Annotated in this window: 13 protein-coding genes and 2 other annotated features (1 of these 15 cut by a window edge); of the genes, 11 read left to right on the forward strand and 2 right to left on the reverse strand. The window is 45.3% G+C overall.

Annotated features, from left to right (window positions below; translation table 11 throughout):
• Window positions 1-97, forward strand: a binding site (T-box leader) (it extends 152 nt beyond the left edge of the window).
• 102 nt (window positions 98-199) lie between these two features.
• The 9 genes from LKD42_RS01155 to queA all read left to right on the forward strand — a co-directional run bounded on the left by LKD42_RS01155 (window position 200) and on the right by queA (window position 11,961).
• A complete protein-coding gene (locus tag LKD42_RS01155; protein ID WP_248834592.1) occupies window positions 200-1,864 on the forward strand; it encodes a 2-isopropylmalate synthase in 1,665 nt (554 codons plus the stop codon).
• A 185-nt stretch (window positions 1,865-2,049) separates the two neighbouring features.
• A complete protein-coding gene (locus LKD42_RS01160; protein WP_248834562.1) occupies window positions 2,050-2,898 on the forward strand; it encodes a MerR family transcriptional regulator in 849 nt (282 codons plus the stop codon).
• A 171-nt stretch (window positions 2,899-3,069) separates the two neighbouring features.
• Window positions 3,070-4,125: an aldose epimerase family protein gene (locus LKD42_RS01165; protein ID WP_173895578.1), complete on the forward strand. Its 1,056-nt coding sequence runs from the start codon at window positions 3,070-3,072 to the stop codon at window positions 4,123-4,125.
• 81 nt (window positions 4,126-4,206) lie between these two features.
• A complete protein-coding gene (locus LKD42_RS01170; protein ID WP_248834563.1) occupies window positions 4,207-5,640 on the forward strand; it encodes a SpoIID/LytB domain-containing protein in 1,434 nt (477 codons plus the stop codon).
• Window positions 5,628-6,479 carry a YihY/virulence factor BrkB family protein gene (locus tag LKD42_RS01175; RefSeq protein ID WP_173897234.1) on the forward strand — a complete coding sequence of 284 codons (852 nt, stop codon included), beginning with the start codon at window positions 5,628-5,630 and terminating at the stop codon, window positions 6,477-6,479. Before LKD42_RS01170 ends, LKD42_RS01175 begins: the two co-directional genes overlap by 13 nt.
• A 38-nt stretch (window positions 6,480-6,517) precedes the next feature.
• Window positions 6,518-6,739: a binding site (T-box leader), on the forward strand.
• Between the two features lie 44 nt (window positions 6,740-6,783).
• Window positions 6,784-7,821 carry a phenylalanine--tRNA ligase subunit alpha gene (gene pheS, locus LKD42_RS01180; RefSeq protein ID WP_022119606.1) on the forward strand — a complete coding sequence of 346 codons (1,038 nt, stop codon included), beginning with the start codon at window positions 6,784-6,786 and terminating at the stop codon, window positions 7,819-7,821.
• Between the two features lie 55 nt (window positions 7,822-7,876).
• Complete coding sequence (gene pheT, locus LKD42_RS01185; protein ID WP_248834564.1) at window positions 7,877-10,294, forward strand: phenylalanine--tRNA ligase subunit beta; 2,418 nt, start codon at window positions 7,877-7,879, stop codon at window positions 10,292-10,294.
• Window positions 10,295-10,309: 15 nt separating this feature from the next.
• Complete coding sequence (locus LKD42_RS01190) at window positions 10,310-10,924, forward strand: histidine phosphatase family protein (protein ID WP_248834565.1); 615 nt, start codon at window positions 10,310-10,312, stop codon at window positions 10,922-10,924.
• Between the two features lie 11 nt (window positions 10,925-10,935).
• Window positions 10,936-11,961, forward strand: coding sequence for a tRNA preQ1(34) S-adenosylmethionine ribosyltransferase-isomerase QueA (queA, locus tag LKD42_RS01195; protein ID WP_022119609.1), 1,026 nt, complete (start codon window positions 10,936-10,938; stop codon window positions 11,959-11,961).
• Between the two features lie 39 nt (window positions 11,962-12,000).
• Here the strand turns inward: queA and LKD42_RS01200 are convergent, their stop codons facing one another.
• Both LKD42_RS01200 and LKD42_RS01205 read right to left on the reverse strand, forming a co-directional pair.
• Window positions 12,001-12,819, reverse strand: a complete 819-nt coding sequence (locus LKD42_RS01200) for a polysaccharide deacetylase family protein (RefSeq protein WP_248834566.1) — start codon at window positions 12,817-12,819, stop codon at window positions 12,001-12,003.
• An 83-nt stretch (window positions 12,820-12,902) separates the two neighbouring features.
• Complete coding sequence (locus LKD42_RS01205) at window positions 12,903-13,496, reverse strand: DUF3783 domain-containing protein (protein WP_248834567.1); 594 nt, start codon at window positions 13,494-13,496, stop codon at window positions 12,903-12,905.
• 94 nt (window positions 13,497-13,590) lie between these two features.
• On the opposite strand from LKD42_RS01205, the gene LKD42_RS01210 reads away from it, so the two are divergent.
• Together LKD42_RS01210 and LKD42_RS01215 are read left to right on the forward strand one after the other, a co-directional pair.
• A complete protein-coding gene (locus tag LKD42_RS01210) occupies window positions 13,591-14,250 on the forward strand; it encodes a YkgJ family cysteine cluster protein (protein WP_022119612.1) in 660 nt (219 codons plus the stop codon).
• Complete coding sequence (locus LKD42_RS01215; RefSeq protein ID WP_022119613.1) at window positions 14,247-15,218, forward strand: tRNA dihydrouridine synthase; 972 nt, start codon at window positions 14,247-14,249, stop codon at window positions 15,216-15,218. Before LKD42_RS01210 ends, LKD42_RS01215 begins: the two co-directional genes overlap by 4 nt.
• The last annotated feature ends 3 nt before the right edge of the window (window positions 15,219-15,221 follow it).

Raw genomic sequence — 15,221 nt, forward strand, 5'->3', positions numbered from 1 at the left:
GGACAGGATATAAGATGCAAATCCGTATCCGGTGAGAGTATGAATGAATTCATAAAATAGAGTGGTACCGCGGAAGACTTGACCTTTCGTCTCTATGATAGCAGATATGTTATAGTGAGACGTAAGGTTTTTTTATGTTCTTCAAACGATGCCTGCCGGATAAATTAAAGACAAAAAGAAAAGGAGATCTGTTAAAATGATGAAAAATGTAAGTAAATATCAGAGACAGTATTTTATGCCGCCAGTAGAATGCAATGACTGGGTGAAAAAGACTTATGTAGATAAGGCACCAATCTGGTGCAGCGTCGATCTGCGTGATGGAAACCAGGCACTGATCGTACCGATGAGTCTGGAACAGAAGGTAGAATTCTTTAAACTGCTTGTAAAGATTGGTTTTAAAGAAATCGAAGTCGGTTTCCCGGCCGCTTCCGAGACAGAGTATAATTTCCTGAGAACACTGATCGATCAGAACCTGATTCCGGATGATGTGACCATTCAGGTACTGACACAGGCAAGAGAGCATATTATCCGCAAGACTTTTGAAGCAGTGAAAGGTGCTCCGAGAGCGATTGTACATGTATACAATTCTACCTCTGTGGCACAGAGAGAACAGGTATTTAAAAAATCCAAAGAAGAGATCCTGAAGATTGCCGTAGACGGTGCAAAACTTCTGAAAAAGCTGGCTGATGAGACAGAAGGAAATTTTGCATTTGAGTACAGTCCGGAGAGCTTTACCGGAACAGAACCGGAATATGCACTGGAAGTATGCAACGCAGTTCTGGATGTATGGCAGCCGACCGCAGATAACAAATGCATCATCAACCTGCCAAGTACCGTACAGAATGCAATGCCGCACGTTTACGCAAGCCAGATTGAATATATGAGCAAAAACATGAAATATCGTGAGAATGTGCTGATCTCTCTGCATCCGCATAATGACCGTGGATGTGGTATCAGTGATGCAGAAATGGGACTTCTGGCAGGTGCTGATCGTATTGAAGGCACTCTGTTCGGAAATGGCGAGCGTACCGGAAATGTGGATATTGTGACGCTGGCACTGAATATGTATTCTCAGGGTGTAGATCCGCAGCTTGACTTCCGTGATATGCCGGCAATTTCTGCAGCATATGAAGAATATACAGGCATGCATATTGATATGAGAAGTCCGTACGGCGGAAGCCTTGTATTTGCAGCATTCTCTGGTTCCCATCAGGATGCAATCGCAAAAGGTATGCATTACCGTGAGGAGCATGACTGCCCGACCTGGACCGTTCCGTATCTGCCGATTGATCCGACCGATATCGGAAGAAGATATGAGGCAGACGTGATCCGTATCAACAGCCAGTCCGGAAAAGGCGGCGTAGGCTATATTCTGGAGCAGAACTTTGGACTGAACCTTCCGGCAAAAATGCGTGAGGCAATGGGATATGCTGCAAAAGACAGCTCAGACCATCAGCATAAAGAATTGCAGCCTCAGGAAATTTTCAATCTGTTTAAAGAAAAATTTGAAGATATCACAACGCCGTTCAATATCAGCGAAGTACACTTCAAACAGCATAATGGCATTATTGCAGAGGTGACTGTAGAATGTGAAGGCAAGAGCGTGGTTGCGATCGCAGCAGGAAATGGCCGTCTGAATGCAGTAAGCAACGCACTGAAGAATCAGTTCCGTCTGGAATATGATCTGACAACTTATCAGGAGCATGCACTGGAACAGAGTTCCAGATCCAAAGCGATCGCCTATGTTGGTATCCGCAGCAAAGACGGAGAACATTACTGGGGTGCCGGCGTGGATCAGGATATCATCCGTGCTTCCATCAATGCACTGCTGACTGCAATCAACAACATGGTAAATGCAAAATGAGATTTGTCACAGAGCATTTCTGTGACAAAGATATGGAAAGGCCTGTAATCTATATGGATTGCAGGTCTTGTTTGTGATTTGACTGGAATTTTCTATAAAATGCTTGACATTCAAGCAGCTTTATACCTTACAATCCCACTATAAAGTACTTGCCTGATGCAAAGTACAAAGAGAGGAGAGGTTTTATGAGCAATATCAAAGAAGCAGAAGAACAGACCGGTATCAGTCGTGCAAATATCCGGTACTACGAAAAGATGGGCCTGCTGCAGCCAAAGCGAAATGAGAAGAATGGATATCGTGAATATAGGCCGGAAGATATAAAGCGGATTCTTCAGATTAAGATTTTACGGAAGCTGGATGTTCCGATTGAGGAGATTAAAGATACCTTTGATCGTCCTGAAATGTTTGGTAAGGTGATCCAAAAGCAGAAGGAAAGATTGGAAAAGCAGAGAGCGGAGCTGACGGATGCGATTGATTTCTGCGAAGAGATTAAAGAGGAAAATCTCGGAGAGTTTGATCCACAGTACTATTTGAAGAAAATGGATGAAAAGGAAAAGAAAGGTGCCGTTTTTGCGGATTTGCTGAATGATTTCAAAAAAGTATCGAAAGCAGAAGCAGAGGCACGCTTCTCTTTCAGGCCGGATACCATGTGCATGAATCCGGAAGAATTTGAAGAAGCATTATTGCAGTATGCCTCTGAAAAAGGAATGAAGATTGTGATAACAAAAAAAGGAATGTATCCGGAATTTACGTTGGATGGAATTCCCTATACTGCTTACCGGCACTTTTCACGTTTTGGTGCGATAATAGAATGTGAGACAACAAATGCAAAAACAGCAGAACATGAAATGTCGCCGAAGCGTTATCACATGTTTAAATGGCTGCATCGGATGGAACTGCCGACGTTTCTTCTGATCTTGATACTGGTATTATTTGTACGCAGCGTTGAGGGATTCGTTTTGGCAATGATTTTTTATGCTATCTGTGGAATTGTGGCATATTCCAGATATTTTGATTATACGAGAAATTCCTGAGAACAATCCGTAGGCATCATAGTTGGGGACTTTTGACACCCACATCATAATTATAAAATTGACAAAAAATATAACTCCCTATTATAATGGAGACATCTATCGTGCATTGCAATTTAAAACGGGTAATGTTATACTGAAAACGATAAATTTTCACAGGAGGATTTTGGAGCAATGGGTATTAAAGTAAGCGAATTTGGAAAAACTTCAAAAGGTAAGATTGCACATATCTATACACTGGTAAATGGAAAAGGTATGGCACTGGAAGTGACCGATTATGGTGCAACCATGGTGTCAATCCTTGCTCCGGATGCAAAGGGCAGAAGCAAAGATGTACTGCTTGGATATGATGATGTGCAGGATTATGAGCAGGGAACCTGTTATTTTGGTGCAATCATCGGAAGAAACGGAAACCGGACAAAAGATGCACAGGTCGTGATTGACGGACATGTGTATCAGATGGAAAAAAACGAAGGCGAAAACAATCTTCACAGCGGAAGTGAAGGTTACAGCAATATCATCTGGGATGCGTCCGTAGACGAGGATGGCAACAGTGTAAGTTTCCATCATGTCGGTGCAGACGGTGAACAGGGACTGCCGGGTACGTTTGATATCACCGTTACTTATACACTGACCATGGAAAACGAAGTGAAGATTCACTACGAAGGAACTTCTGATAAAGATACGATTGCCAATATGACTAATCACGGATATTACAATCTGGCAGGACATGCAGCAGGAAAGATCGAAGATCACATTTTATGGCTGGATGCAGATGCATTCACACCGGTAGGACAGGGCATGATCCCAACTGGAGAGATCCTTCCGGTTGAGGGAACACCGATGGATTTTCGTGCTGCAAAGAGCATCGGAGCAGATATTGAGGCAGATTATGAGCAGCTGAAGATTGCCGGCGGATATGACCACAACTATGTACTGAACAACAGCAACGGAACACTCCGTAAGATTGCGGAAGTAACCGAACCGGAAAGCGGAAGACGTATGGAAGTCTTTTCCGATGCAGTTGGCGTTCAGTTCTATGCAGGTAATTTTGTTGAGAGTATTCCAAAGGGAAAAGAAGGTGTCGTTTATCAGAAACGCTCCGGTCTCTGCCTTGAAACACAAGGATTCCCGGATGCAACACATCACGAGACGTTTCCGTCTACCGTACTGCGTGCCGGTGCAAAATACGAAACGACAACCATTTACTATTTTTCAGCAGTAAAATAAAAAATCAGGTATTTTATACAAGGACAGGAATATATTTAAAAAACAGGTAATGGTTCTGAAAAGTAAAAGGAGTGTCCGCAGGTGAAAAGGATTGCAAAAAGACAGTTTTTCTTACTTGGATGTGCATCATTGGCTGCAATGCTCCTGTCCTTGTATGATCGTTATGGGATTGTTTTGACAAGCAGCAGTCGGAGTTTTCTGGCAGAACAGAGTCAGCTTCAGGAACAGGTGCTGAGAGAAAACCAGGAAAAAGGCGGAAACCGCAGCACAGGGCAGAGCGGAAAAGAAAGCAAAACAATGGCGGAAAACAAAGCGGGAGCGGAGACAGAAACTGCAGAAAAGGATGAAAGAATGGCATCAGATGCAAATCCGGACATCCGTGTCCTGCTGTGCAGTGACAATTATGCGAGTGAATACCATGACCGGATCACGATTACGGCAGATGTGCCGTTTCGGGTGAGCGGACAGGGCACAGAACGGCACTGCCAGGCCGGTGAGCAGGTTGAGCTCACGATGCAAAGCAATGAATTTTTGCAGGGCGATCTGGTCTTTACAATGGAAGAAGACGGTGTATTTCAGCTTCCGTATCTGAAACGTGCCGCAGAGTGTCCCTCTTACGAAGGGAGTCTTCATGTGGAGAAAAGAGAGGAAGGTCTGATCCTGATCAATACGCTTCCGCTGGAAACTTATCTGTGCTATGTGGTTCCAAGTGAAATGCCCTCTTCCTATCCGATCGAGGCGTTAAAAGCCCAGGCAGTCTGTGCCAGATGTTATGCTATGCTTCAGATGGAGAACAGTCGCTGCGAGGAATTTGGTGCAGATCTGGATGACAGCGTTTCTTATCAGGTGTATAATAATATTGGAAAGACGGATGCTGCCGTGCAGGCAGTGCAACAGACTGCCGGGATGGTGATAAAAGAAGACGGGCAGATTGAAAATACGCTGTATTATTCAACGTCCTGCGGACTTCGCATGGAGGAGGAAGCTTCCAACGAGGCCGTTTTCTGTGCAGCGATGTCCGGCAGCAGAGCATCCGATGCGGAGCGTGAAGAATCCTGGTATCGCTGGAATACACTTTTTTCGACAGAGGAACTAAATGCCGCTGCCGAAACGTTTTATCCGGGACAGATCGGGCAGATTTTAAGCTTAAACGTTTTGAAGCGACTTGAAAATGGAAGGGCAGAAGTGCTGCAGGTCACAGGGACACTTGGGACGGTAGCAATCGAAGGAGAGTATGCGATCCGCCAGTTTCTGCGGCCCGGTGATCAGGCTGTGATCTTACAGGATGGAAACACGGCACCAAGTCTTGGACTTCTTCCGAGTGCGTTCTTTTATATTACCCCACAGTATCAGGGTGGCGTGCTGTCCGGTTTTCTGCTGAATGGAGGGGGATATGGGCACGGGGATGGCATGAGTCAGAATGGTGCAAAACACCTGGCGGAAGAGGGATGGAGCTGTCAGGAAATTTTGAAGTATTACTATGGAGACGGAGTGGAGATCATATGCGATACGTGATACAGCTGGTTCGCTGGCTGCTGAGATTTATGGATAAAAGTTCAGAGGACAGAGTGGATGCCTATTCGGCACAGTCTGCTTTTTTTATCATTATGGGATTTATTCCCTTTGTGATGTTGCTGCTTATTTTGCTCCAGTACACGCCGATGACAAAAGAAGACGTTATGACCTTGTTGAAGGTGATCTTTCCGGAAGGTTTCCATGCGTACCTGGAAACGTTAGTCGGATCTGTGTATACAAAATCCACCGCATTGCTCTCTGGAACGGTGATCACAGCAGTCTGGGCGTGCAGCAAGGCCATGATGTCTGTATCCAAAGGACTGAATAAGATTTATGACACAAAGATCCGGAAAAATTATTTTCTGGCAAGATTCCGGGCAGCTCTTTATATTATTTTGCTGCTGATATCGCTGATTCTGGCGATGGGGCTGTTTGTGTTCGGCAATCTGCTGCATGATTATCTTCTGCATTATCTGCCGTGGCTGCGAGCCGTATCCTGGCTGATCATCAGTGCCCGGACGATTGGAACGATCCTTTTGCTGTGCATGATCTTCTGTGCGATGTATGCGTGGCTTCCGTATAAGAGACAGGATTTCTTTTCTCAGCTTCCGGGAGCAGTGGCCACTTCTTTTGCCTGGTCGGTGTTTTCCTATGGCTTTTCGGTCTATATCGAATATTCCAAAGGGATGTCAGCAATCTATGGAAGTCTGACAACGGTCGTGATGGTCATGCTGTGGCTGTATTTCTGTATGTGGCTGCTGTTTATGGGGGCAGAGATCAACTGCTATCTGGAGCAGCCAGAAAAGTTTTCAAAAGATGCAATCGAAAAAGGGTTGTAATTTTAAAAATTGATGTTATAATGATTTTGATTGAAATGCGAAAGGCTTTGAAAGTGCAAAGTAGTTTCCTGTTTCCCGACAGAGAGGGAGGATCATCGGCTGAAAATCTTCCACGGTACAGACAGAGAGATGAATTTCACACTGGAGCTGCGTTCCTGAAGACAGTAGGGAGCGACGTACTTGTGCGTTAAACAACATTGAGTGTCTGTCAAATGACAGAAATCAGGGTGGTACCACGGAAAGATCGCTTCGTCCCTATTTTGGGATGGAGCTTTTTTATTTTAATTTACAAGGAGAATGAGACATGAAAGACAAACTGCAGGCAATCCGGGAGGAAGCACTGAAACAGATACGCGAGTCAAACAGACTTGATAAACTGAATGAGGTAAGGGTTTCTTTTCTTGGAAAGAAGGGTGAACTGACTGCTGTATTAAAAGGAATGAAAAATGTAGATCCAAAAGAGCGTCCGTTCGTTGGTCAGATGGTTAATGAAACGAGAGAAGCGATTGAGGAGTTTTTAGAAGAGACAAAGAAAAAACTGGAAGAAAAAGCACGCGAAGAAAAGATGAAACAGGAAGTCATTGATGTGACACTTCCGGCAAAGAAGATCAACGTTGGCCATCGTCATCCGAATACAATCGCTCTGGAAGAGGTAGAGCGTATCTTTGTCGGTATGGGATATGAAGTCGTAGAAGGACCGGAGATCGAGTATGATTTGTACAACTTCGAAAAACTGAACATTCCGGCAAACCATCCGGCAAAAGATGAGCAGGATACATTCTATATCAATAAAGATATCGTGCTTCGTACCCAGACTTCTCCGGTACAGGCCCGCATTATGGAACAGGGCAAACTGCCGATCCGTATGATCGCACCGGGACGAGTATTCCGTTCTGACGAAGTGGATGCAACCCATTCCCCGTCCTTCCATCAGATCGAAGGTCTGGTTGTAGATAAAAATATTACATTTGCAGACCTGAAAGGTACTCTGGAAGAGTTCGCAAAACAGCTGTTCGGACCGGAGACAAAGACGAAATTCCGTCCGCATCATTTCCCATTCACAGAGCCGAGTGCGGAAGTTGACGTAAGCTGCTTCAAATGCGGCGGCAGCGGTGAGATTGAAGGTCATTCCTGCCGTTTCTGTAAAGGTTCCGGCTGGATCGAAATCCTTGGCTGCGGTATGGTTCATCCGCATGTATTTGAGATGTGCGGCATTGATCCGGAAGAATATACCGGATTTGCTTTTGGTGTAGGTCTGGAGCGTATTGCACTTCTGAAATATGAAATCGATGATATGCGTGAATTATATAAGAACGATATCCGCTTCCTGAAGCAGTTCTAAAAATGCGGATGCGAAACAGAAAATCAACGGAAAGTACAGGAAAGGAAATATAACCATGAATACATCATTATCTTGGATTAAAGCATATGTTCCAGAGCTGGATGTTACGGCACAGCAGTACACAGATGCCATGACATTATCCGGAACAAAAGTAGAAGGATTTGAGCGACTGGATGCAGATCTGGACAAGATCGTCATCGGTCAGATCGATAAAATTGAAAAACATCCGGATGCAGACAAACTGATCATCTGTCAGGTCGATATCGGCGAGAAGACGATCCAGATCGTAACCGGTGCTCCGAATGTAAAAGAAGGAGACAAGGTTCCGGTTGTTTTAGATGGCGGACGCGTTGCAGGCGGACATGACGGCAAAAAAACACCGGGCGGTATCAAGATCAAAAAAGGAAAACTTCGCGGCATTGAGTCAGATGGTATGATGTGCTCCATTGAAGAACTTGGTTCTACCAGAGATATGTATCCGGAAGCACCGGAATACGGCATTTATATCTTCCCGGAAGATGCAGTGGTAGGCGAAAGTGCCATCAAAGCACTGGGACTGGATGACGTTGTATTTGAATACGAGATCACATCCAACCGTGTAGACTGCTACAGCGTGATCGGTATTGCAAGAGAAGTGGCAGCAACTTTCGGAAAAAAATTTGTGCCTCCTGTTGTAAAAAAGACCGGAAATGATGAAGATGCAAACGATTATGTGACCGTTGAAGTGGCAGACAAAGATCTCTGCCCAAGATACTGTGCACGTGTCGTAAAAAATATCAAGATCGCTCCGTCACCGAAATGGATGCAGAGAAGACTGGCATCAAACGGAATCCGTCCGATCAACAACATTGTCGATATCACAAACTATGTAATGGAAGAATACGGCCAGCCGATGCATGCCTATGATTATGATACCCTTGCAGGTCATAAGATCGTGGTCCGCAGAGCCGAAAACGGCGAAAAATTTACCACACTGGACGGTCAGGAACGTACGATGGATGATTCTGTTCTGATGATCTGTGACGGTGAGAAAGCTGTTGGCATTGCCGGCATCATGGGCGGTGAGAATTCCATGATCACTGACAATGTAAAGACGATGATGTTTGAGGCTGCATGTTTTGATGGCACCAACATCCGCCTTTCTGCAAAGAAAATCGGTCTTAGAACCGATGCTTCCGGCAAGTTCGAAAAAGGTCTGGATCCGAACAATGCACAGGCAGCGATCAATCGTGCATGCCAGCTGATCGAAGAACTGGGTGCCGGTGAAGTAGTCGGTGGCATGGCAGATGTATACTCCAAACGCAAAGAGCCAGTTCGCGTGAAATTTGAGCCGGAACGCATCAATGCACTGCTTGGAACCAATCTGTCCAGCGAACAGATGTTGGATTATCTTGCAAATGTAGAACTTGCCTATGACGAAGAGAGCAATGAAATTATTGCACCGACCTTCCGTCATGACATTTTCCGCACCGCAGATATCGCAGAAGAAGTGGCACGTTTCTATGGATATGATAATATCCCGACGACGCTGCCAAAAGGAGAAGCTACTACAGGTAAACTTCAGTTCCATCACAGAGTAGAAAATGTTGCAAAAGATATCGCAGAATTCTGCGGATTCTCCCAGGGCATGAATTATTCCTTCGAAAGCCCGAAGGTATTCGACAAACTGCTGATCCCCGAAGATTCTGTACTGCGTCAGGCCATCAGGATCTCCAACCCGCTCGGCGATGATTTCAGCATCATGAGAACGACTTCCTTAAATGGTATGCTCTCTTCTCTTGGCTATAACTACAGCCACAGAAACAAAGACGTTCGTCTCTATGAACTGGCAAACATTTATCTGCCGAAAGCACTGCCGCTTACCGAGCTTCCGGATGAGCGTATGCAGTTCACGCTTGGTATGTACGGCAGCGGAGATTTCTTTGTCATGAAAGGTGTCGTAGAAGAGTTCCTGGAAAAAGCAGGCATGCATAAGATTCCGCAGTACGATCCGAACGCAGGACAGCCATCTTTACATCCGGGCAGACAGGCAAACATCCTCTACGACGGAGAAGTGATTGGATTCCTGGGCGAAGTTCATCCACAGGTTCTGGATAATTACGGAATCGGTGAAAAGGCATATGTTGCCGTTCTGGACATGCCGAAGATCGTGGAAAAAGCTTCCTTCGACCGCAAATACGAAGGTATTCCGAAATTCCCGGCTGTGACACGTGACCTCAGTATGGTGGTTCCGAAACATGTACTTGCCGGTGAAATCGAAGAGATGATCGTTCAGCGTGGAGGCAAACATCTGGAAAGCTTCAAACTGTTTGATATTTATGAAGGAACTCAGATCAAAGAAGGCTATAAATCTATGGCTTATTCTGTGGTATTCCGTGCAAAAGACAAGACCATGGAAGAAGCAGAGATCACTACGGTGATGAAGAAGATCCTCAATGGGCTGGAAAGCATGGGTATCGAACTTCGTCAGTAATCTGGAGAATAACACATGAAAATGTATATCATACGTCATGGTCAGACCCCCTGGAATGCACATAAGTGCCTCCAGGGGCGTTCTGACGTTGATTTAAATGAAAATGGGATCTATCTGGCAGAGTTGACCGGAAAGGCACTTCGTGATGTAACGTTTGACATGGCTTTTACCAGTCCACTGATCCGTGCAAAACACACGGCACAGTGTATCCTTGCCGGAAGAGAGGTCCCGATCATAGAGGATGAGCGTCTGATCGAGATCAGCTTTGGAATCTATGAGGGCTGCTGTTATGCAGAAGAAAACCGGCAGGTGCCGCAGCAGTGGATTGAAAACTTCTTCCATGCCCCGCAGGATTATGTGGCAGCACCGGGCGGGGAAAGTCTGGATGATGTGGAAAAGCGTACCCGGGATTTTATGGAAGATATCTGCAGTCGAAAAGAACTTCAAGATAAGACGATCCTCGTGTCGACGCATGGCTGTGCACTTCGCGGACTGCTCAACAGCATAAGAGAAAGCAACCGGGAAGATTACTGGCATGGCGGCGTATCAAAAAACTGTGCCGTGTCGATTGTAACCTGTAACAGAGGCGAGAAGCCGGTTTTAGTTGAAGAAAATCATATTTATTATTAAGGAGTATATATATGAAAACATCGGATTTTTATTTTGATCTGCCGCAGGAACTGATCGCACAGGATCCACTGGAAGACCGTTCCTCTTCCAGACTGCTGGTACTTGACAGAGAAAGCGGAAAGACGCAGCATCGCGTTTTCCGTGATATCATTGAATATCTGAACCCGGGAGATTGTCTGGTAGTCAACAATACGAAAGTAATCCCGGCAAGACTCTATGGAAGCAAGATCGGAACGGATGCAAAGATTGAAGTACTGCTTCTAAAAAGAAGAGAGAATAATGTCTGGGAGACGCTGGTAAAACCGGGGAAGAAATGTCGTGTCGGTGCAAGAATCAGTTTTGGCGAAGGGCTGCTGATCGGTGAGGTGATCGATGTGGTTGACGAAGGAAACCGTCTGATCCGTTTTGAGTATGAGGGGATTTTTGAGGAAATCCTGGATAAACTGGGACAGATGCCGCTGCCGCCGTACATCCATCACCAGCTCAAGGACAAAAACCGTTATCAGACGGTGTATGCAAAGCACGATGGATCTGCCGCAGCACCGACAGCCGGACTGCATTTTACACCAGAACTGTTGGAAGAAATCAAAAAGAAAGGCGTTCACATTGCACATGTGACTTTACATGTCGGACTTGGAACCTTTCGTCCGGTCAAAGTAGAAGATGTGACAGATCATCACATGCACTCGGAGTTTTACATTGTGGAGCCGGAGCAGGCGGAGCTGATCAACCGTGTGAAAAAAGAAGGCGGGAAGATTGTGGCAGTCGGAACGACAAGCTGCCGTACGCTGGAGTCGGCAACCGATGAAAACGGTATTTTAAAAGCAGGAAGCGGATGGACGGACATCTTTATTTATCCTGGTTATCCGTTTAAAATGATCGACCGTCTGATCACAAACTTCCACCTGCCGGAGTCCACACTGATGATGCTGGTTTCCGCACTGGCCGGAAAAGATAAGATCATGGCTGCTTATGAGGAAGCAGTAAAAGAGCGTTATCGTTTCTTCTCCTTTGGGGATGCGATGTTTATTATGTAGTGCTTAAGATGCCCCGGCATTCTTCTGTGCACCTCTGATCTACAGTTTGTCAGCAAGTTCAGATAACGGAGCGAAATGATACCCCATTTCTTCCCATTTTGTCAGAAGTTCATCGAGAATGGCTGCATTCGTAGAAGAGGTGCTGTGAAGCAAAACTACGGCTCCCGGATGGATGCGGCTTAAAAGTTTGGAAAAAGCCTGCTCTTTTGTTGGCTGCTCATCTTGAATCCAGTCCACGTAGGCGAGACTCCAGAAGAAGGTTTTGTAGCCAAGTTCTTTTGCCATTTCAAGGTTGGAGGTGCTGTATTTTCCCTGAGGTGGGCGGTAGTAGTGAGCCATTTCGCTTCCGGTGATCGACTGAAAAAGTGTGTTCACGTCATTCAACTCTTTTTCAAAAGCTTCCTTTGTGGAGATTTTAGACATATCCGGATGATGATAAGTGTGGTTGCCGACGATGTGACCTTCCGCTACCATGCGTTTGGTAAGTTCCGGACTGGTTTCCAGAAAATTTCCGACGACAAAGAAAGTGCCAACCGCCTGATGGTTTTTCAGGGCATCCAGAATAGCAGGCAGATTGCCATTTTCATATCCGGCATCAAAGGTGAGGTAAATGACTTTTTCATCTGTTTCATCTGCGTAGGCTGCCTGATATTTTGCAAGCTCAGAAGGCGTGGCGTTGCCGACAGGCCGCACACCTTCTTCCTGAAAACTGAGTCCCCAGTTGCCTTCTGAAGAAGATGAGGCAGGAAGTACCGTGGTCGGCTGTGAAAACAGATAATGGATCCCGGATCCGGAAAAGTAGGCGGCTGTCAGAAGCAAGAGTGTGACAGCTGCTTTTTTGAACGGAAAAACAGACATAAAAAATCCCCTGGTATGAAATTGGTTATTTATATGAAAAAACAACCAGAGATATACCAGGGGATTCATTTTAACTGCTGTATTTACAGCGGCAGAATTTTCCCGTCTGCGGTTACGAGAACCGTACTGTTTTCATCGATATGATCTGCATAGAGCTGCTCATCTTCTGCCATCAGGCAGAATTCTTCGGATTCCTGCTCATAACGCAGGTAAACATGATCCATTGCAATCACCCCATCCGGTCGTCCTTCACATCCAAAATCCGACTCTTCGATACGTGTGACGATTGCTCTTCTTGCATGCATCCGTGCATGTTCTTTTGCAATCTCCTGATAGAGTGCGAAAAATGTCCAGTCTGCATTGGTATCGGTCACGATCGCCTTCAGGTCGATGGAAGGAATGCCGGCTTTTTTCAAATAAGAAAACAGCACATCCATCCGCACACCAGAAAAATGATCCATCACCAGCACAGATTGTGGAATTTTTGAAAAAGGGACATCGGAAGTGCTTTTTTCGAAGCCTGTACGGCCGGTGAGATAGCCGATCTTCTGAGCAGTAGATGCGGCATCCAGAATACGAAACTGGATACCGAGCTGAACGAAGATGGATTTGATCTTCGGCAGGTATTTGGGCTTCTTTGGGTAATATAATAAAACGGTTTCCTGTACAGGGTTCATAGATCTACTCCTTGTTTGGTTGATTTTTGTTGAATATTCTTGAAATTTATAGTACTCTTAACAGGAGCAGATGTCAATATGAGGAGGGAGAAAGGTGAAACGTAATATCGATATAAAAGAAATTTCAGACGGAAAGCTGTATGGGCCAAATGATATGGTAAAAGCAGACTGCAGGGGATGTGAGGGATGTTCTGCCTGCTGTCATGGGATGGGCACTTCGATCGTGCTGACACCGCTTGATATTTACCGGCTTGAAAAGGAGCTGAACGCTTCTTTTGGAGAACTGATGACAAAAGGTGTGGAACTGAATCTGGCGGACGGTGTAATCTTGCCGAACCTGGCCATGCGTGGTGAAAAGGAAGCCTGTGCTTTTTTGAATGATTCCGGGCGATGCACGATCCATGGGGCAAGACCGGATATCTGTCGTCTCTTTCCGCTTGGCAGAATCTATGAGGAAAAAGGATTTCGCTATTTTCTGCAAGTCTACGAGTGTGAAAAGAAAGACCGGCTCAAGGTGAAGGTGAAAAAATGGATCGATATTCCAGATCCTGCACGCCATGATAAATTTATTTCTGACTGGCATGCTTATCTGAAAAAGCAGGAGGAGATTCTGGAAAACGATTCGTCGGATGAAAGCAGAAAAGCGGTATCCATGGGAATTTTGAATACGTTTTATGTGCGAAACTATGACAGGACAAGGGATTTCTATGAACAGTTTTACGAAAGATTAGAGGAGACGGAAGCAGTATTATGAGATATTATCTTGCACCGCTTGAGGGGATCACGGGATATATTTTCCGCAATGCACATACCAGGCTTTTTACACCGGCCGATAAATATTTTTCTCCGTTTCTGGTTCCGAAACCAAACAGCGGAAAACAGTTCAGTGCAAAAGAAAAGGCCGATATCCTTCCCGAGCATAATCAGAACATCCATCTTGTCCCACAGATCATGACAAACAAAGCAGCAGATTTTATTGCCATGACAAAGGCTCTGGAAGAATATGGTTATCAGGAAGTCAATTTAAATCTGGGTTGTCCGTCCAGAACGGTTGTCACCAAAGGCAGAGGAGCCGGGTTTCTTTCAGATCCTGAGACACTGCAATTTTTTTTTGATGAAGTTTTTCGGGAAATAAAGATCAAAATTTCAGTGAAAACGAGGATCGGTCTGGAACATGCAGAGGAATTTCAGGATCTGCTTTCGGTATACAATCAGTTCCCGTTTGAAGAACTGATCATACATCCACGTGTACAGTGCATGTATTATAATGGAACGCCGGATATGGAAACGTTTGCATATGCCTGCCAAAACAGCAAAAACAGTCTCTGTTACAATGGAGATCTGTTCCGAAAAGCGGATTTTGAAAGATTCAGGGAGCAGTATCCAAAAGTTCCGGCAGTAATGTTTGGACGCGGAGTGCTTGCCAATCCGGAACTGATCGGTGAAATAAAAGGCAAAAATGCCATGGACAAGATGAGGTTTCGTGTATTCCATGACTGCATTTTTGAAGCATATCGGGAAGCATTTCAGGATGATAAAAATGCCATGTTTAAAATGAAAGAATTCTGGTACTATGCGGCAGATATGTTTACCGCTTCTTCGAAATATGCAAAGAAGATCAAAAAGACGAAGAGTGTCTCGACGTACGAGGAAACGGTGGCACAGCTGTTTGATGAACAGGAGCTGATCGCGGGGGCGGGATTCTCAAAAAAGACAGAGTGAGGG

The organism is Hominisplanchenecus faecis (genome assembly GCF_020687205.1).
In the GTDB taxonomy this organism is placed as follows: Bacteria; Bacillota; Clostridia; order Lachnospirales; family Lachnospiraceae; genus Hominisplanchenecus; species Hominisplanchenecus faecis.